The organism is Bifidobacterium porcinum, from assembly GCF_055378475.1.
The window spans coordinates 1743263-1763849 of the sequence record NZ_AP029603.1; the positions used below are offsets into that span (position 1 = coordinate 1743263).

Sequence of the window (20587 nt, forward strand, 5' to 3'; positions counted from 1 at the left end):
TACAAACCGTTACTATACGCGATGATGCGGACTAGCGGGACGCCGGCGTGTCGGGTCAGTAGCCGTGGCGGTTGGTGGTGTGTTGGATGGGCATCCAGCGGTTGTTGCGGTGCAGCACCGTCCAGCCGGCCAAGGTCACGGCAAGTGCCACGAATCCGACGATCACCGCCAGAACTCGGGCATCTCCGCGCGCATCCTGCGGGTATGGCGCCGGAACCGGCATCCGCACTCGATGCCCGGAAACCAGCAGGCGATGCGTGTTGACGCCGTACGGCGTGCAGGTCATGAGCGTGACCCTATCCTCGCCGGGTCTGATGCGCAGATACCGGTCGCCTTCGGTCGGCAGGATCACGGTGATCGAGTCCACCTGGTAAGCGAGCGTCTTCCCCATAACCTTGACGTAGAAGTCGTCGCCCTTGTTGAGCTCGTCGATACGGGTGAACATCAGCGCGTTGACCATGCCACGATGTCCGGTGAGCACGGCATGGGTGTTCTTGCCGCCGACCGGCAGCGACGTACCGTACAGGTGACCGGACCCGCGGTTCAGGGAGTTCGCGCTCGTGCCATGGTAGATGGGCAGGTTCACGGAGATTTTCGGGATGACGATCGAGCCCATGATGCCGTCGTTGGACGCGTTGAGCAGGCTCATGTACGTGGCGTCCTGCGCTGACATCGAATCGTTGTCGTCGTTGGTGGTGGAACGGCCGGAGTCGGTGGTGAACGGGTCTTGTGCCTCGCCGATGGTCGGCTGGCCTTCGGCGGCGAGCTTTCTGTTGTAGGCGCGAGCCGCGGCAAGCGCTTCCTTGGCTTGCGGGTATGGCCATCCGCTCACGTTCTTGTCGACTTGCGCGGCGAGCTGGGCCTGATGCTGGTGGTCGATGAATTGCAACAGATACGGGTACCCGATGATGGAGCATCCGACGATCGCGCAGACGATGGCGATCACTGTGAATATTCGCGCCTGCAGGCGTGCCGACCGGAACCGGCGCATGCGTTCGGCATGATCGGGCGCGAACAGTTCGGGCATGGTGCTCGGGTTGGGGACGAACCGTGCGGTATCGGAGAGCATATCCGAGGATGATGCGGGCGAGGACGCTGATGGAGGGTTCGGGCGGCTGCCGTCAGTGGCTTGCAGCTGATTCGCGGTGTGTACGCGGTGTTGATTGTGTCGCATTGCCGCTCCTTCCGCTACCACCCTACCGTATGGTAACGGCGAGTGACATCAAGCAAATCATCTGCCACCTTCTACCGACGCTGAGGAGGGCGGCAGCGTCGGCAGACGCAGAACACCGACACTCACACGCACGGCAGCGGCGACGGATGCCTCTGGCGACGGTGAGAGGAACGGGAGGAGCCCTGCGGCCGGGGATACGGGATTCCGTATCCGGGGCGGCAGGGCTCCAAGGGGCGCGGTATGGCGCGGAGCGCTACATGGGCGCCGGGCGCGCCGTCACCGCGTCATACGCGTTCAGGCCATCTTAGCGGCCTTGCGGGCGCGGACCGCGAACAGGGCGGCCAGGGCGACGATCGCCACGCCGATGACGCTGAAGAACGCGATGCCCGCGGCACCGGTCTTCGGCAGCTGCGTGATGGACTTGACGTTGGTCACATCCACATTGCCGCCGTTGTTGTCGGAGGCGGTGACGAGATTATTGCCGTCAGGCTCGTTGGAGATGGTCAGCCCGTTGATTTCGTAGTCACCCCAGCTGGTGACATCGGTCGGCTTCGTGGAGGTGTCCTGCCTGTAGGTCGGTTTGATGGTCACCTTGAAGCTCGGCAACAGGGCGTTGAGGTATCCGCTCGGGGAGGCGATCTCCTCGATGGTGTAGGTGCCGGCCTTGAGGCCGTTGTTGAAGGAAACCGTGCCGTCGGCACCCGAGTAGAAGATGCCCTTGGCTTTGGACTCCGACTGGTCCGTGGGAGCGGCCGAGGCCTGCGCAGCGGCGGTCGGCTTCTTCTTACCAAGGTTGGTCCACTTGGCGTTGGTGCCGTCCCATGCCAGGTAGTCGTCGTCGGCATTCTTGATGGCGAACTGGGCGCCGGGGAGCGGCGTGCCGTCGTAGCTCTTCTTGGTGATCTTGAACTTGTACGTGTACACGTACACCTCGCCGCCGGGCTGCTTGTGCTCGTCGGTCACGTCGTTCGGGATATGCGAGTAGCCGAGGATCGTCTCGTTCTTGTTCGGCGTCTGGGTCTTGGCGTCGGAGACATTGGCCTTGGAGTTGAGCGTGGCCTTGACCTTGACGGTGATTTTGCCGCCGGAGGCGACGGTGTGGTTGTTGGCGGAAGTCGTGCCCGCGCGCATGTTCACGTAGTTCGCAAGGTCGATGGTCGTCAGGGTGCCGCCGTTATAGCTGTCATTTGTGGAGAGTTTTCCGGCTTCGATCTTGGCGGTGTAGTCGGTATTCTCCGTCAGCTTGTTGCCATCGACATACACGGATTCCACGGACTCGATGGTCAGGCCGGGCTCGGCATCATCGTAGATCTTGAGCACGCGGGCCTTGCCGGAATCCTTGCCCGTGGTATCGATGTCATAGCCCGTGTAGGACGGGATGGTGGCGGTCAGCTGGTAGTCCACTTCGTCGCCGATGGAGAAGTCCGGGTTGGCCTTCTTGCTGGCCTCGTCATTGCCGTTGCCGTTCGTGACCTCCTTGGTGATGGTCGGGCTCGTGGCCTTGAGGTCGATGCTGCCCACACCGTTGTTGATGGTCGTGGAGATGTTGGCGGAATCGGTCAGCGTGTAGGTAGTCGACACAATCATCGGGGCGGAGTTCACGGCCGCGCCGGTGACAGCGCGATCGGTGGAATCGTCGAGGTTCGTGGTCTCGGTGATCAGGTACAGGCCCTGCGGCACGTTGTTGTTCTCACCGGTGGTCATCTTGTCGTCGTCGGCCGGATACGTGGCTTTGCCTTGTTCGTTCGTCAGCTTCTCCGCGAGCTTGTCGGCAAACTGGCGCATAACAGTGTCTGTGCTGCCATCGCCTTTATCGCCGCCCCACGGCGAACCCGTCTCGCTCACTGCACCGTAGGTGGCCGCGATATAGCCCAGCGGGTTGTCGATGCCCTTATCCTTGTTGGAATACGAGGGATCGGCCTGGAAACCTGCCAGCAATGTGGCGTTCTTCGCGGTGTCCGTGATCTGGCCCATGACATCCTTGATAACCTTCATGTACTTGGGGTTGGTCTTCACGGTGAAGGAGCCCAGCGCAGTGCCGTTCGAATCCGTCTTCACGTTCTCCAGCCAGGCGAGCCGGTAGCCGCTGAAGGTGCGCTTCTGCGTGTCATCCTTGACAGGGGTGATCGTAATCGTGCCGGTATCGGCCGGGTTGGTGATCGTGCTCGTGTCGTAGCCGGCGGCATGGGCGGTGGTGAGGCCGAACGTGCCGAGCGCCACGACCATCGCGGCGATCAGCGCCACGATCTTCGTGATGGAGGAGCTTATAGCTTTCATGATCTCTCCTTGGTTTTCTCTTCGATAGGGAACTAGGATCTGGTCCCTTTTTCACGGGCATCCGCTTGTACGGCCGCCCGTCCTGCCGCCGCCTCGTGTCTATGCGGGGCGGCGGAAAGTCTGTGTTGCTTTTCAGCTGTGGTTTTCAGTTATGGTTACTGCTTGGCCGCGTTTTCGCGGCTGCGGTTTCGCATCACCGACGGCGGCGTCCGTGCCACGCGCTGCGCCGTGCGAGGGCATACGATGCCGCCGACAGCGCCAGCAGGCCCGCGCCGATTATCAGCACGCGCCGTGGCGTCCACACACCTCCCGTCATAGGCAGAGAAGTGATGGAAGTCTCATTTTCGATGGAACCCAAGTCGATATTCAGTAAGGTGCGGTCCATCGAGTCGGACTGCTTGGCGCGCACGATGGTGAAGGTGTAGGTGTCGGTCGACAGCTGGTGGTCAGCAGGCGCCTTCGTCTCCTTGAGTTCGTACTTGCCCCACGGCAGGTTCTTCAGCGTGATTTCACCCTTGCCGGGGTTGGTATCGCAGTACCACTCTGCGCATGTATGGGTTGCCGACGTGGTGTGGGTCCAATCAGTGACGGTCTTTTTGTACTTCGGGGTGTTGGGCGCATAGTCGGGGTACAAGATCAACTGCCACTCAGACCCTGGCAACAGATTCTCACCACTCTCGTCGGTTTTCTTCCACGTGACCGAACCTGTCATCCCCATGTTGAGAATCTTGTTGCCATTCCCTTTGATATCGGCGAAAGAGCCGCCGATCTCGACCGCTTTGGAGGCATCAGTGGTCACTGTGAACGTGTATTCGGTGTCCGCCAGCTGGTACAGGGTCGGGGCCACGGTCTCTTTCAGCTTGTACGTGCCGACAGGCAGGCCCTTGATGCTGATGACGCCAGCCGTGCCATCCGCATCCTGGTATGTGGTCGTGTCGCCGACGCAGCGCGAGGCATCGATCTGCGCGTTGTTGTCCGCGAGGCAGAACACTTCACCCGACGCATCAGTGATCTTCCATTGTGAGCCGGCAAGCTTGCCTGAATGGCTGGGATCGTTCGCGTTGCTGCCGTCGACCTTGTACCACGTCACCACGGTCGGGGTATCGGGCACCTGAAGCACGCCGTCGGCGTTCACGAGGCTTGGGGCGTCGCCTGTCCAGTTCACTTTGCCGTCCTTGACCGTAAAGGAATACGACGTGGCGTTGAGCGTATACCCCACCGGAGCGGTCGCCTCTTTCAGCGTGTACGTGCCGTCGTCCAGATCCTTCACGGTGAACTTGCCGACGCCGCTGTCCGTATCTTCCAACGTGTCGGTGTCAGCGGCCAGACGCAGGGACGGCTTGACACTGTCCGTCGTGGTTCTCACAACGGCATCCGAGGCATGCGACATGCCGGTGCCGGTTGACAAGGTTTTGTCTGTCGCATTGATAACGGTCCCCGAGGTCTTCGCCGCGGCCATAGTGGCTTGGGAATCGACCAGGTCTGAAGTCACTTCGGTCGGGCAGCTGGTCCCGACCGGAGCGCCATCCGTCGCCTTGCCGACGCCCACGGTAATGGCGGAGCCGCCGATGAACGAGAAGTTCGCGTTGCCGGTGGCCTTGTACCAGCCCGCCGTGCTGTCGTTCGTGTTGCTGTTCGAGAACAGGAATTGCTTGCCGGAAGTCGCCTTGTCGATGATGGCGTACACGTAATCACTGCTGCAGGAGGCCTGCTTCATCTTGACGTAGTTGCCTTCAGTCAGCCACGAGCCATCATTCTTCTGGTACTTGAGGTAGACGTCACCCGTCCAGCCGGACTCCGTGTGGTGGAAGTACACCACCATCTTGGAGCTGTCGACATTGATGACAGTGACATGGAGCCGGACCGACTTGTTGCCTGCGGTGGCGACCACCGTGGTGCTTCCGGTTTTCTTGGCTGTCACCAGGCCAGAGTCGCTCACCGAGACGATGTCGGGATCCAACGCGGACCAGCTGGTTGCCACGGTGTTCGGGGGGTCGACAGTCGCTTGGAACAGTTGCGTCTTGTTGACGAACATTTTGACGTCCGCCTCGGCGCTCACCGGCTTGTCAGCGCCGCCTGAGGCTTTGGCCACGGTGGAACCGTCGCTTGTCACCGTCAACGAATTGACATTGACGGCGTTGACCGTGACAGTCACGCTCGAGCAGATGCCACTGTTCGTGACCGAGCAGGCCGTAATGATGGATGCTCCAGCCGCGACGCCGGTGACCACGCCGTCGGTCACCACAGCGAAGTTGGTGTCGGACGATTTCCATGTCACTTGCTGGCTCGCCTCAGCTGGGGCCACGGAAGCTTTCAGGGTGATGGTCTTGTACGCCTCGACCTGCACACTGCCGCCACTGACCGTGGTGTCGCCCTGGGTCAGGGTAATGCCGGTGGCGGCAGTGGTGTTGTCATTCACTGTCCAACTGGTGGGTGTACTGGCATCGGTTTTCGTGAGGGTCCAGCTTGATCCGGCGAGTCCGGTCTTCGAGCTGTCGCCCTCGGCGTATTTCGTCCAGCTGACGCTGCCGCCCTTCTTCTTGTCGCCGATCGCGTAAGCGGTACGGCCGTCAGCATCCGTGAAGGAGTGCATCATTTGGTCATCGGAAGTGGTGACTTGTTTACCGTTCTTGTCGTACACCAACGACGTCAGGAAATTAACGTTGGCATCCCCTGTCTGCTTGGTCTGAACGGTATAGATGTTGGTGTTGAGCCGGTAACCTTCCGGCGCCTTCCTCTCTTTGATGAAATAGTTCGCCTTCGGCTTGAGCCCTTTGACAACGACCTTGCCTTTCTCGGTGGACCAATCGTTACTGCCGTTGTCAGTCACCGAGATGATGGCGTTGTTGCCGCTCTTCGCGTCATCGATTGAGCCGTATACACTCCACGAGGCTCCGGAAAGAGTCGTCTCGCCGTCCGAGTTGTCGACTTTGCTCCAGCCTATGGCGGAGCTGTCCTGCGTGTAGTACGCGTTCCACGGCAGGTTATGGCGTTCCTGGTCCATGTCGATGACGGACGCGGAGTTGCCGCCTTCGAAATTGGTGAACGGGGTGCCGTCGGTGTACGTCACCGGCGTGGGGTTATCTACCTCGAAGTCCCCGCCCACATACACGCGGCCGTTGGTGGACACATGCGACTGGAAACCGCCGTTGGGCACATAAATACTGCCGATCCATGCCGCCGCGGGGTCGTCGTTCGTGGTCATCTGCTTCTTGGTCTTGGTGACACCGTCCTTTGATTTCACCGTCTGGTTGCCGGTGCCTTGGCCGCCAAGAATCGTCAGCTGCGTGGTGTACGGGAAGTTCCAAAGCACCTGCTGGGCACGCTTGGCATATATTGCAGGACCACTGCCCGACTCGTTGTAGGAGTAGTACCCGCCGATTTCCGTCACGTCGTCGTGATCAGTGATCTTGGAGTCCTCGTTGCCGCCCCACCATATACGCCAGCCGTTGTGGAAGTCCACCGTGTTCTTTTTCGTTGTCGATCCGTCATCGTTGATCACGTTCACGACCACCGAAGCGCTGTCCGGGATGTTACGGAACCAGAAATCAACACCTGTGTACTTGTCACCGCCAGTCGACAAGTCCGAAGCCTTGACATTGAAGACCTGCAGGGCAGACTTGCCGTCGCCGGTTAGGGTGATGAGCTTCTCGTTCACACCGCCGGTGAATTCGAATTTGTAACTATCGATAGTCTGCTTGTTGTGGACCTCGCGCTTGTAGTAATCGTACTTGTACCGCGTCAAATCCTTCGCTGCCGGCGCATTGCCCGTCGCTGCCGGCGCATCAATGTCCATGGTGTATGTGCCGTTGGCTTTGAAGCTGGCGAGTTCGGATGATTGCGATTGCAGGGTTTTGCCGAAGTTGGCGTATTCGACACCGTTGATCTTGAAGGATTTGGAGGGGTCCTTAAGCGTATCCCAGCCGCCTTCGTTTCGAGTGCCGTCTAGCACCCTCGCCAAAGAGGTGTATTGTGGCTCCCTATCATGGTCCCATTCACGGGCAACCGATGAATTGGACCGTGGTACCGTCGCCATGTACCTGAATTCTCGGCCACCCTTAGGATAACCGACCCAACCGCCACCATAGTTGTTGTTGGCCGACACGGTTCCCCAAGCCGCAACATCAATGCCACTGTTGCCCATCAACTGGGTGATGTGGGTGATGCCCGTGCCCGATTTGTCCAAACCGTGCACAGCCAACACACTGGCATCTTTTTCGGCACCGATGTCATCATTATAATATGTTTCAGCGGGACGGAACTGGGAGCCGAAGCCTACCACGCCGAAGCGGAAGCCCTGGCCTCCCCAACTGTTCTTGACCTGACGCATGGCAAGACGCCCATCAACCAAGGTCAGCCCCTCGGCCTCTGCCGCATAGGAGCCGGTGATACCAGTATCACTGTTGAGATTGGACTGCACCGTAGCGGGATTCGAGCCGATCTTCTCACCGACATACATGTTGCCGCCCACATAGGTGGCGACGCCGGTATCCGGTTTGTTCGTCGTCGTAACATTGTCGCCGAGCGACAAGGTCTGCGGCGGGGATATGGCACCGGCATCCTTGATCGAGGAATCCCAAGCGCCTCCTGTGAGCGTGGAATCACCCTTCGCGGTGAACGCCACCACATACGACAGCATCATGGCCGACGCTGCGCACACCGCTGTGGCAATGACAGACAGACGACGCGCGGATGCGCGCAACGCCACCCCATTGCCGTGCGCATACCGGGCCGCCCCGCCGCCCCTGTGCTTCGGGGCCCTCGCCTTCCACGGGTTCACCATGTGTCACCTTCCTCATTCGCCTACCGGAAGTCCCCGCCAGGCGGATACGCCTCACGCGCAGCACCGGGCCCACTGCCGCCCGGCAAACCCAAGGAGGAAATCCCCTTGGACATAGTTCCGCACTATCGTCTAGTATAGCCGAGTTCCACCTGCCATGGTGGAGTACAGCACCGGGCACCGAGCACGTTTCCACGTCGGAGCCCCTGTCGGATGATTTCCGTCGAACGTTTGACGTCAATCATGCGGCGGGCTTACCACATCGTTGTAGCGCACAGGGAAAAGCGACACGCCGGCACCAGCCGGACCCCACGATATCCCCCACAGCGAATCCTCCACCGTGGCGCCCCCTCCCCACGGCACACCACCCCGCGATATAGCATCCCCGCGGCATAGCGAGCGGGGCCGCCGCAACGCGACAGCCCCGCAACACCCCGGCAGACACCCGCCGGCAATTCACCGCCCTACGGTCACAGCACCGCCATGCAGACGAAATCAAGGATGAACAGCGCAGAGACCACCCAGATTACCGGATGAACCTCCTTCGGCTTGCCCTTGCAGGTCTTCACGATGCAGTACGTGATGAAACCGCCGGCGATGCCGTACGAGATCGAATAGGAGAACGCCATGAACACGGCGGCGAACAGCGCCGGAATCGCGTCATCGATGTTGTCCCACGCGATTTCCTTGAGGCTTGCGGCCATCATGCAGCCGACAATCACCAGCACGCCGGCCGTCGCGGCGGACGGGACAGCGGAAATCACCGGGGACAGGAATGCGGACAGGGCGAAGCAGATCGCCACCACGACCGACGTCAAGCCCGTGCGACCGCCGGCACCAATACCCGCCGCGGATTCCACATACGTCGTCGTGTTCGAGGTGCCGAAAATCGCGCCGATCGACGTGGCGATGGAATCGGCGAACAGCGCGCGATCCATCTTCGAGCTGAAGCCGGAACCGTTCTCCAGAGCCTTCTCATCCTCATCGGAGAAGATGCCGCTGCGGCGTCCCGTACCGATGAAGGTGCCCAGCGTGTCGAAGGTATCGGACATCGAGAACGCGAAAATCGTCACCAGCACCAGCGGGATACGCGCCGGGTCGGAGAACAGGGCCGGGAAGCCCTTGGCGCTGAAGATCGCGCCGAACGTGGTCGGCAGCTGAGAGAACGTTTCACCGATCGACACGGAATTCGACATCGTCGTCAAGCCCATCGGGATACCGATGATCGTGGTGATGATGATCGTCAGCAACAGGCCGGCCTTCACCTTCGTCACCGTGAACACAATGGCCAGCAGCAGACCGATAAGGAACAGCCACAGCGTCGGGTTGTTCAGCGTCGCAAGGCCCGGAGTGGCAGCAGTGGCAAGCCCCTTGCCGGCGGCCTTCGTGTCCTTCGGCGTGAACGTGATGAATCCGACATTGAGCATGCCCACATACGCCACGAACAAGCCGATGCCGCCGCCGATCGCATGCTGAAGGACCTCAGGAATCGCCTGGATGATCATCTTACGAATCTTGGTGACCGTGATGATGATGTTAATCAAGCCGCACAGGAACACCATGCACAAGGTCTCCTGCCACGTGAACTTCAGACCGAAGCACACCGTATAGGTGAAGAACGCGTTCAGCCCCATGCCTGCAGCCTGCGCGTACGGGACATTCGCGAACAGGCCCATGACCAGCGTGCCGATGATCGCCGCGATAATCGTGGCAAGGAACACGCCGCCCCACGGCATACCCGTCTGGTGCAAAATCTGCGGGTTGACGACAATGATGTACGACATCGCGAAGAACGTGGTCAGGCCGGCGGTAATCTCAGTGGATACCGTGGTGCCGTTCTCCTTGAGATGGAAGAACTTCTCCATAAGTTCTGCTCTCTCCTTGATTCTTGGTTTGCGCGCGACGGATGAGCGCCACGCTGAGGTTACTGCGACTCGCCCGGTCGCCGGCGATGCGGCCGACGGCAAGGTTCACGCGATGGGCGAACCGCGTTGTGGCGCCGCCGACCCATCGGACATGCCCACGATAGCATGTGGAGAAGTCATGAAGACGCGGGGGCATCTTCCGACCACATTTGCCCGGCGTGGTGGACCCACCGGCAGCGCATTCGTAATATGCACATGTATTGCATCTGCAAGAATCCGGGAACGAACATCACAACAGGAACATCATCATGAATATTACCCAGCGATCCCCGAACCCAGCTCCGAAAACACAGGGCTGCCACGAGCAACTGCAGGCGCGAAGTATCGCCGCACAACAACAATGTCTGTCACTACCGAACAACGCCGGCACGCAACTCATCTTCGCAGCGGCGACATCTCTGGAACTTCAATGCATCCCAGTACTTCGACATCCCGACGAGACGCTAAATCTCCTCGACGCGACCAGTCTGCCCGGTATGCCGCGCGCACGATGCATGGGAATCAGAGAACACCGATGGCACATCGGAACTCAGGAATCAGTAATCCGGCACCGTAGCGGGCTGCGCACGCTTGATCTGCTCCACTCGTGGGCGCAACTGGCCACACAGCGCACGCTTGAAGAACTCATCATCATCGGTGATGCAGTAGCCACAACCCTGGCAAAGAACAATACTCCCCTCAGCACAGAGTTGACGCAGCAACTGCGCGCCACACAAGCGGAGTTGCAATCGCAGACTGCACAACATCAGATTCCAGTTCAATCTACAGTAGTCGAGACCATCCGTAGATTCGTCAGCCGCACGGAACGGTACCACGGAAAAAAGGCATGCATCCGAGCCGCGCAATATATTGCCTGCGGATCGATGTCCATGCAAGAGACACGAGTACGACTTGCGCTGATCCAACATGGGTTGCCCCGACCCGATTGTAATCTTGCAGTCAATTTTCTGACCTTCAATTCAGGAGTGCCGTACACGCTAGATCTTGCATGGTCTGAGGCAAAAGTCGGCATCGAATATGACGGAGACCACCACCGCACCGATCGAAGGCAATGGCGCAACGACCACGAAAAACGCAATCGTTTGCAACAGAATGGGTGGCACATTTTCACCATTGACGCGGATACCATCAACACAGTTGACGCCCGTGCGCACTTTGCGCTCAATGTAGCGCGGGTGCTCAGCCAGCGCGGTGTCACGTCAGGATTCCGACCCATTGCGAAACCGTTGTGAAGGAGAAGCGATCAAGCGCAGGGGCAGAATCCGCAGTAGATGCGAATGTTGCTGTTGCGCGGCAACAATGGCTGCACGGGAGGAGAAAAATCAAAGAGACGCAGGCAGTCGAGCGAAGACAGTGACAGACACTAGCGGGACTCCCAGGCGGATTCGCCAAACTAGTACCGAGCTCCCGGGAGTTCTTGCAGATTCGCACAATGGTGGCTGAACTCCCGGGAGTTTAAGAGCAAGGACGCGTTTTGCCGCTCATGTGGCAAAGAAAACGTTGGAATACCAACACGCCCTCAATGGGAGCAGTGGGAGTTTATGGCAAATCCGCGGAACAGCGACTAAACTCCCGGGAGTTTGATTGCCAAGACGAAATTCGGCACAGATGCGACAAGAGAATACCTCGTAACACGACACGGCCGGAACAAGCGTTGCAGTAGGGCCAGAGACCGAACTGCAAATCTGTTACACCCATTACGGCACGGGGATAATGCCCGTACTGTGATGTAGCAGGATTTCCAAGAATGGAAAGGCCATGGGCCTTTTCCTAGTTGCATGCGTTCAAACAATACAAAGGAGGGGCCGATGGCTCGTATCAATATTCCTTGGGCCAAGACGAGATCCTCGCGCTGCTGAATGCCGGCGCGCATGACGGCGACAGCGTGGACGGCAACACGGGCTGACGCGGCGAGGCGCAGACGGACGCGGGCGGACGTGTTTCGCCAAATCCACGGAAGGGTGATAGAACTCCCGGGAGTTTATGTATAAGAACCAAATCCAGCACAGATGTGACAAGAAGAACGTTGAAATACCAACACGAGAATAATTACGCCAATGGGAGTTTACGCTCCCAATCGCAAATCAAGCGAGAAGTCCCACGCCGATGCGGGAGAACAGGGTGGAAATAGAAGAACACGCATAAACTCCCAGCGGAGGGATTCCAGCTACGGGAGTGGAAGGCAGACCGACCGTGAAAGCGATAAACCCCCGTGCATCAGCGGATGACACGGATGACCCGTCCTGCGATCAGATGGCTCCCCGCCGAAGCGCTGGTCTGAGATTCCGACCGTCCCCAGCCGGCTTGGGGCAGCCTTGGGCAGATGCGAGACAGATGGGGAAACCGCCGAAACATGCGATCAAGGAGCCCCATGCACGGCAACACGAGATACCATTTCCAGCGACCGAACCCAGCCAGCCACAGACCACCGAGCCATCACTTCGCGTTTCAATCGACCCGATCAGCCACCATGCAATACATAAGCCCCGCGCACAACGCGCGGGGCCACACTTTCTGACCGGCTGAAGCCGGCTTACGACAGCCCACTGGGCCAGCCACCGGATTCGACTGATAAATCAGCCTCACGTGCAATTATTGAGCCCCGCGCTGCACGCGCGGGGCAACATTTTCTGACCGGCTGAAGCCGGCTTGCGACAGCCCACCGGGCCGCCGCTACGTTTCGGCTGATAGAATCAGCCGAAACGTCCCGATACATACCGTTCGGCTTCTTCGTTCTGCGGGTTGTTGAACATCGTGGTCGTATCGGCGAAATACTCCAGATGACCAGGCTGGCCAACCGCCTTCAAATTGAAGAACGCGGTGAAATCGGCGATACGCGCTGCTTGCTGCATGTTGTGGGTCACAATCACAATCGTGTAGTCATTCTTCAGCTCGTTGATCAGATCCTCCACGGCCAGCGTGGAAATCGGGTCGAGCGCAGAGCACGGCTCATCCATCAGCAACACCTGCGGATGCACAGCCACGGCACGCGCGATGCACAGACGCTGCTGCTGGCCACCCGACAGACCGATACCTGGATTGTCAAGACGATCCTTGACCTCATTCCACAGGTTCGCGCCGCGCAACGCCCATTCCACCAAGTCATCAGCATCAGACTTGCTCAAATGCTTGTTGTTCAGTTTCACGCCTGCAAGCACATTCTCACGAATCGACATCGTCGGGAACGGGTTCGGGCGCTGGAACACCATGCCGACATCACGGCGGACAGCCACCGGGTCCACATCCTTGTCATACAGGTTGCGGCCTTCCAGCAGCACCTCGCCCTTGACGTGAGCGCCGGGGATGATCTCATGCATGCGGTCGAGCGTGCGCAGCACCGTCGACTTGCCGCACCCGGACGGACCGATGAACGCGGTGACCTTGTTCGGCTCGATGTTGATGTTCACATCTTCCACGGCGAGGAAATCGCCGTAGTAGATGTTCAGATTCTTGACATCAATACGTTGTCCCATTGTTTTCCTTCAGTTTGTTCCGGATTTGCGAAAACGGATACGCAATAGCATTCAGCGTTCGGACTTCACCGCGAACACGCGGGCGACCAGACGACCGATCAGGTTCAAAATCAGCACGATCACGATGAGCACCAGAGCGGCAGCCCATGCACGCTGCATCGGGATGTCGGTTACGCAGGCTGAACTTGCGGATGCCGGGCAAGCGACTTTCAGCTTGCTGTACTCCTGGTAGACATACACCGGAAGCGTGGTCATCTGACCGCTGAACAGGTTCACATTGGTCGTAACGATGTATCCGGCGGTCATCAGCAACGGCGCAGTCTCACCGACAACACGCGCAATAGCGAGAATCACACCCGACACGATACCCGGAAGCGCTGTACGCAACACAATCTTCGTGATGGTCCGCTGCTTGGTGACACCCAAAGCATATGAGGCTTCACGCAAATCGTTCGGCACAATCTTGAGCATCTCCTCGCTTGACTTGACCACCGTCGGCAGCATGAGCAGCGACAGAGCCACGGATCCTTCAAAACCGTTGAACGTTCCCGGCCCGACCAAGATGGTGAACATCGAGAACGCGAACAGGCCGGCGACAATCGAAGGCACGCCGCTCATCACGTCAACCAGCAGACCGATGGCCTTCGCGAATTTGCTGCCACGCGAATACTCGATGAGATACACCGAGCACATGATGCCGATCGGCACGGAAATCAGCAGAGCGCCAAGCGTGATTTCCAGCGTGCCGATAATCGCATGCTGAATACCGCCATAGCCACCGGACGCCGTCGGCTGACCGCCAATCACGCCGGACATGTTATAGGACAGGAAATTGAGGTTCAGCCTCTTGACACCGTTGACAATCGTGGTCCACAGCACCGAAAACAGCGGAATCAGCGCGACGATGAAGGCGACAGAAATCAGTCCACCCATCGCCGCATCCTTGCGCTTGCGGCGTGCGATCATCGAACGCGTCGGCTTGAATTTGTCGAAATCGATGACCGGAGCGCCCTTCATCGGCGACTCGCCCGCAGCTTGTGCATATTCTTCTGAAGCCGTCATCATGCGCTCACTTTCTGCGTGATCTTACGGGCGATGAAGTTGACCACGAAGGTGATGAGGAACAGCACCAAACCCGTGCCGATCAGTGTGGAGACGCCCAGCGAATTCGCTTCAGGATACTGGGCTGCGATATTGGCCGCAATCGTCTGGTTCTGCGATGCCTGCAGAATCTTGAACGAGTAATGCATGCCAGGAGACAAGATCATGAGCACGGCCATCGTTTCGCCAAGGGCACGGCCAAGACCAAGCATGGATGCGGAAACGACACCGGACTTGCCGAACGGCAAGACGGCGAGCTTGATCATTTCCCACTTCGTGGCGCCGAGGGCAAGTGCGGCCTCCTGTTGCAGACGCGGGGTTTGCAGGTAGACGTCACGCGCCATGGAGGTGATAATCGGCAGAATCATGACAGCCAAGACCACAGCCACCGTGGCGACCGTACGGGCAGGGTTGGCGGCAGGTCCCTTGAACAGCGGAATCCAGCCGAGGTATTTGGCGACCCAGTTCCAGAACGGATAGATTGCCGGCACCAACACGATACCACCCCACAAGCCGTAAATAACCGAAGGAATAGCGGCCAGCAGGTCGACAATCGTGCTCAGCGCGGTCGCCAATCCCTTGGGGGCATACTGCGAAATGAATAGCGCGATGCCAACGGATACGAAGAAAGCGATAAGCAGGGCGAGCGCCGCGACCAGGATGGTGCCGAACGCAAGAGGCCCTACATATTGCCAGAAGTTATGCGCCTTACCGCCGGTGAACGACTCGATTGTCGCCTGGTTGGCTTTCTGGTCGCCGCCAATCAACGGCCATGCACGGAAGAAGAGGAAGAGAAAGACCGCGGCGAGTACAACAAGAATCAGCGCACCGCACGCATATGCGACACCTTTGAATATCTTGTCCGCGGATTTGCCGCCGGCCGGTTGGTCGAGCGTGGATTTCTCGGAACTCACAGGTTCTCCTTCAGGGCTTTCGCCCGTAAATCGGACACATGGTGGAATCGGCTTCAGGCCGTGCCCGGCTTCAAAGCTGGGCCGCGGCCTGAAATCGTTTCATCATTCCATTATCGATGATACCGTCTGACGGGCGCTGCATCGGTCGCACCGGCTGTAGCCTCGGACCGATGGAGTCCCCACGTCACTTGGTCTTGATGGCTTCGATCGACTTGGTGACCTTCGCGCGCAGCGTGTCGCTCATCGGGGCGGAGCCGGCGTTGTCGGCAGCAACCTTCTGACCATCCTCGCTGACCACGTAGGTGAGCCAAGACTTCACGAACTTCGCGGTGTTGGCGTCCTTATAGGCCGGGCACACGATGTCGTAGGAAACCAGCACAACCGGGTAAGCGCCATCCGCAGTGGTCGTGTGGTCGAGCTTGACAACCACGCGGTTGTCACCCTTGGCGGAATCGTCAAGCGGGGACGCATCCACAACCTTGGCGGCTGCTTCTGCGGAGTAAGAAACGTACTTGTCGCCGACCTTCACCGCGACGGTGCCCAAATCGCCGGCCTTGGAAGCGTCGGCGTAGCCGATCGTGCCATCGGCCTGGCTGACGGTGTTGATCACGCCATCAGTGCCCTTGGCGCCCTGGCCGACCTCATTCGGCCAGTTCTCGCCGAGGTCATAGGTCCAAGCATCCGGAGCGACATCCTTGACGTAACTCAGGAAGTTCTTGGTGGTGCCGGACTTGTCGGAACGGTGGACCACGGTGATCGCGGTGTCAGGCAGGTTGACCTTCGGGTTCTGCTTCTTGATTGCGTCATCGTTCCACTTGGTGATCTTGCCGTCGAAGATCTTGGCGATGGTCTCGCCATCAAGGTTCAGGTGCTTGTCCTTGCCGGAGATGCCCTTGAGGTTGAACACGATGGCGATCGGGGAAATGTAGACCGGGACGTCGAACGCGGTGCCGGAAGCGCACACGCTCTTCGACTGGGAGACCTCGTCATCGCTCAGCGAGGCATCGGAACCGGCCCACGCGGTGGCACCGGTGAGGAAGGTGCTGACACCTGCGCCCGAACCGCTCGGGTTGTAGGAAATCTTCGCATCCGGATTCTGCGACTGGTAGCTGGCGATCCATGCTTCGACAGCTGCCTGCTGCGAGGAAGCGCCGGCACCCTGGAACTCGCCGGAGATTTTTTCAGCAGAAGCTGTGGACTTGCTGGCAGTAGAGCTGCCGGAAGAAGCAGGCTCGTTGTTTCCGCAGGCGCCAAGTGCCGCAATCATGGCGACACCGGAAACAGCGGCGATGGAACGTACAAGCAAATTCTTACGCATGTCTTCTTATCCCTCTGAATATCACAACGGGTGGGAATCCCACCCTGTGCCTCGGGGCCGTGACCCCGCATCATAAACTTGGCACCTTTCCATTCATGACACTTCAAGCCTATGGGACGTAGCCCATGCCGCGAGCCAAATCAGGTGAACGGAAGATGAACTCTTGTCGATATCACAGAGGCGACTGACGCAGCCATATCCATATCACACGCGAATCGCACCACGAAGCACATCATGAAGCACATCATGAATCACACGGGCTAGGCAACAACGCATCGCCATATGCTTCTACCGATGCCGACCACCGGCCCAGCATCGGCAATACCCTCTGCTGACACTGACACCAAACCTACCGTCGGCAACACCCTCTACCGACGCTGACGCACATCTCACCGTCGGTATTCGCTTCTACCGACACTCACACGCCACTCAGCGTCGGCAGAAACAGGAGTGTCCACTTACTGTCGCGCGGTCATCGGCGCGGAAACACTGGCCGAAGGATCTACTTGGTCGGGTCGTCGATTTTGTAGCCCAGACCGCGCACGGTCGTCAGATACTGGGGATGAGACGGGTCGGTCTCGATTTTTGAACGCACGCGTTTGACATGCACATCCAGCGTCTTGGTATCGCCGACATAATTCGATCCCCAAATACGGTCAATCAGCTGGTGTCGGGTCATCACGCGCCCCTTGTTCTGCATGAGGTATTCGAGCAGCTCGAATTCCTTGAGCGGGAAGAACACGTCCTGCCCGCGCACGGTGACCTGATGCTCGCCCACATGCATGGTGATATCGCCGCAGACGAGCGCGACATCGTCATCCTGCGCGCCGGACGCCTGTTCCACTGACTGATTGCGGCGCAGCACCGCACGGATGCGCGCCAACAGCTCGCGGAACGAATACGGTTTGGTCACATAGTCATCTGCACCGATTTCAAGACCGACGACTTTGTCGATCTCCGCGCTTTTCGCGGTGAGCATGATAATCGGTACGCGGCTCTGTTCACGGATGCGCCGGCACAACGCGATTCCGTCGATGCCGGGAAGCATCAGGTCAAGCAAAACCAAGTCGGCACCGCCGCGCGTGAACAGTTCCAAACCTTCCTCGCCGGTTTCGGCGGCCTCGACATCATATCCTTCGCGGGTCAGCTGATAGACCAACGGTTCTCGATAGGATTCCTCATCTTCAACGATCAGAATGCGTGTCATGCTGTTGTCCTGCTCCTTGCTGTTCCATCTGTCCCGTCTCTACGGCCTGCCTGTCCGTCCGCTCTTGCGACGGCGGCTTCCCGACAGCCCGGACGGACGTATCGGCAGCCACTTGGCTGCTTGCAGACGCATCATGATCGTCGCCACAGGCCAACGGAAGTTCAATTGTGAACGTCGAGCCGCTCCCCTCATGCGACCACACTGAAATCGTGCCGCCACACTCCTCGACGCAATGTTTCGTGATTGCCAGCCCGAGCCCGGTTCCGCCGGTATCGCGCGACCTAGCAGGGTCCACGCGATAGAAGCGCTCGAAGATACGATCCAGTGACTGTTCAGGAATGCCTATCCCCTGATCAATCACCCGGATGGTCACCGTCCCCTCGGCGTCATGCCGCGCGATATCAGCGGTAACGGTTGTCCCTTCGGGGGAATAGTGAATAGCATTCTCGATCAGGTTCTTGACCGCCGTGGTCAGCGCACGGTGATCGACCGTAATGAGCGCCGGACCACCGGTATGCGTCACACGGATATCGATATTCTTGTGCTCGGCCTGCACGGCGTTCTGCTGGGCGGCATCCCTGACCACATCCAGCGCGTCGATTTGACGTGCGGAAGCGATGCCGGCCGTGCTTTCCGCGCGCTGCAGCTCGATCAGACGCTGGACGAGATTGGTCAGGCGTTTTGATTCCTTTGAAATCCGGCCCGAGAAATAGCGCACGGCATCCGGGTCGTCCGCCGCGTCGGTGATCGTTTCGGCAAGCAGGGAAATCGCCCCCGCCGGTGTTTTCAGCTCGTGCGACACGTTCGTCACGAAATCGCGGCGCATTATCTCAAACCGGCGGCGCTCGCTGATATCGCGGATGAACACCGCAACACGATGCTCGTCAATCGGACCCGCATGAATCAGCACATGGCGTGTATGCGTGGGGCTGGCTGTTCCCGCTTTGACGCCCCTGCCCGGGTGGTCGCCCTCGCCAAGCAACTGTCGGCTTTCCATCGCGATTTCCCGGTCCCTGGTCTGCCCATCCGCGGCGACCATGGACACGACCTGCGTCATGTCATCGCTGACGAATTGACCGTCCTTGACAACGCCGAGCGCATTGGCCGCAGGACTGACATACCGGATATGCCCATCCCCATCAGCAATGACCAGCATGTCAGGCATGATCTTGATGAACTGCTCCTCCGCCTGACGCACTGTTCCACGGCCGAACACGCTTTGCTGCCGGGTAAAGCCGCCGGCATCGTTCGCAGCTGTTGCTGGATTGCCGTTCGTGCCAGCATCCGGACGGGCGGCATCATGCCGAGTCCCGTCGGCGGCATCATCCCAGATCCGTTCGCTGGCACAGCGCCCCCAACGGTATCCGAGCAGCACAGCGAGCACTGTCACCACGATCACAATGATCACGGCGATGGCCAATTGACGTGCGTCCATCGTTCCTCCCTGTGCCGCAGTCGCGGCGACTCCATATCAAGCGTAACCTCACGGATGCTTTGGCATACCCGAGTTTGACTGAAGTTCGCCTGCTGTTCATATTCGCCGTCGAATCTGCGGCTGCGCTGTATCGTGCACGGCGGACTTACGGCCTTATCGCTACTGACCATCGATTACAACACGCACGCCGTCTGTAGACGTTACCGCCACTTACAGCCGCTTACAGCCGGCGCACGATGTCGATGGCAAGGCGGGCGGCGGTATCCGCGTACTCGGAGATGTCAAATTCCTTGAACACTTCGTAATCGGTGTCGGCGTTGTCGCTCAGCGCGCGGATCACGAGGGCCGGCACATCGTTGCGTGCAGCAACATGCGCGACAGCGGCGCCTTCCATCTCGACCGCGTCGGCGCCGGTAGTCTCCCGAACTTCCTTGACTTTCTCGGGCGAATCGACGAAGTAATTGCCGGATGCGATCGTGCCGACGACATGTTTGATTCCGGCCGCATCGAGGGCTGCCGAGGCGACGTCCAACAGGTGGACATCGGAATGGAATTCCTCGGTTTTCGGCTTCCACTGGCCGACCAGACGCATATCAGTGTCCAGATAACGCAAGGTGCCGCCCAGGACGACATCGTTGATATGCAGGTCGCGGTTGAGATTGCCGGCGATGCCGGAGAAGATCACAGCCTGCGGATGGTAGGTGTCGATGAGGTACTGGGTGGTCGCGGCCGCATTGACCAGACCCATGCCGCCGACAGTTGCGGCGACACGGACCTGTTCGCCGGCGTTCGTGGTCAGGGTGCCGTGCGCGACGTCGAGACTTGCCTCACGGTGGTGCTCCACGTGGTCAAGCGAAGCAGCGATGAGCGCGACTTCCTCGTCCAATGCCCCAATGATGGCGATGGTGGTGGTCATTGTTGTTCCTTTGCTCTTGTGTGTTGCGTTGGTTTGATGTGTTGACATGTTGGGGTGTTGTGCCGTG

General features: G+C 59.2%; 12 protein-coding genes. 1 reads left to right on the forward strand and 11 read right to left on the reverse strand.

Translation table 11 applies throughout. From position 1 onward, the window contains the following. Positions 1-55: 55 nt before the first annotated feature. The 4 genes from ACZ41G_RS06995 to ACZ41G_RS07010 form a co-directional block, all read right to left on the reverse strand. Positions 56-1174 (reverse strand): class C sortase, encoded by a 1119-nt coding sequence (locus ACZ41G_RS06995; protein WP_464145075.1) that lies wholly within the window; start codon positions 1172-1174, stop codon positions 56-58. Positions 1175-1468: 294 nt separating this feature from the next. Next, the gene (locus tag ACZ41G_RS07000; RefSeq protein WP_464145076.1) at positions 1469-3451 is read right to left on the reverse strand and encodes an isopeptide-forming domain-containing fimbrial protein; all 1983 of its coding nucleotides are present in this window, start codon (positions 3449-3451) and stop codon (positions 1469-1471) included. 193 nt (positions 3452-3644) lie between these two features. Beyond that, positions 3645-8234 (reverse strand): SpaA isopeptide-forming pilin-related protein, encoded by a 4590-nt coding sequence (locus ACZ41G_RS07005; protein WP_464145077.1) that lies wholly within the window; start codon positions 8232-8234, stop codon positions 3645-3647. A gap of 467 nt (positions 8235-8701) precedes the next feature. After that, positions 8702-10096 (reverse strand): NCS2 family permease, encoded by a 1395-nt coding sequence (locus ACZ41G_RS07010; protein WP_464145079.1) that lies wholly within the window; start codon positions 10094-10096, stop codon positions 8702-8704. Between the two features lie 308 nt (positions 10097-10404). Here ACZ41G_RS07010 and ACZ41G_RS07015 point away from each other — a divergent pair, with 308 nt between their 5' ends. Further along, positions 10405-11388, forward strand: a complete 984-nt coding sequence (locus tag ACZ41G_RS07015; RefSeq protein WP_464145080.1) for a hypothetical protein — start codon at positions 10405-10407, stop codon at positions 11386-11388. A gap of 1461 nt (positions 11389-12849) precedes the next feature. Here ACZ41G_RS07015 and pstB read toward each other — a convergent pair. From pstB to mtnN, 7 genes are all read right to left on the reverse strand, one after another. Next, a complete protein-coding gene (gene pstB, locus ACZ41G_RS07020) occupies positions 12850-13629 on the reverse strand; it encodes a phosphate ABC transporter ATP-binding protein PstB (RefSeq protein WP_033506015.1) in 780 nt (259 codons plus the stop codon). Between the two features lie 51 nt (positions 13630-13680). Beyond that, positions 13681-14691, reverse strand: a complete 1011-nt coding sequence (pstA, locus tag ACZ41G_RS07025; RefSeq protein WP_464146260.1) for a phosphate ABC transporter permease PstA — start codon at positions 14689-14691, stop codon at positions 13681-13683. Then, a complete protein-coding gene (pstC, locus tag ACZ41G_RS07030; protein WP_464145081.1) occupies positions 14691-15644 on the reverse strand; it encodes a phosphate ABC transporter permease subunit PstC in 954 nt (317 codons plus the stop codon). The genes pstA and pstC overlap by 1 nt, the downstream gene beginning before the upstream one ends. Before the next feature lie 184 nt (positions 15645-15828). Then, positions 15829-16962 (reverse strand): phosphate ABC transporter substrate-binding protein PstS, encoded by a 1134-nt coding sequence (pstS, locus tag ACZ41G_RS07035; protein WP_464145083.1) that lies wholly within the window; start codon positions 16960-16962, stop codon positions 15829-15831. A 502-nt stretch (positions 16963-17464) separates the two neighbouring features. Further along, a complete protein-coding gene (locus ACZ41G_RS07040) occupies positions 17465-18169 on the reverse strand; it encodes a response regulator transcription factor (protein ID WP_404440252.1) in 705 nt (234 codons plus the stop codon). After that, the gene (locus ACZ41G_RS07045; RefSeq protein WP_464145085.1) at positions 18147-19604 is read right to left on the reverse strand and encodes an ATP-binding protein; all 1458 of its coding nucleotides are present in this window, start codon (positions 19602-19604) and stop codon (positions 18147-18149) included. Before ACZ41G_RS07045 ends, ACZ41G_RS07040 begins: the two co-directional genes overlap by 23 nt. A gap of 220 nt (positions 19605-19824) precedes the next feature. Then, a complete protein-coding gene (gene mtnN / locus ACZ41G_RS07050; RefSeq protein ID WP_033506050.1) occupies positions 19825-20520 on the reverse strand; it encodes a 5'-methylthioadenosine/S-adenosylhomocysteine nucleosidase in 696 nt (231 codons plus the stop codon). Positions 20521-20587 lie beyond the last annotated feature (67 nt).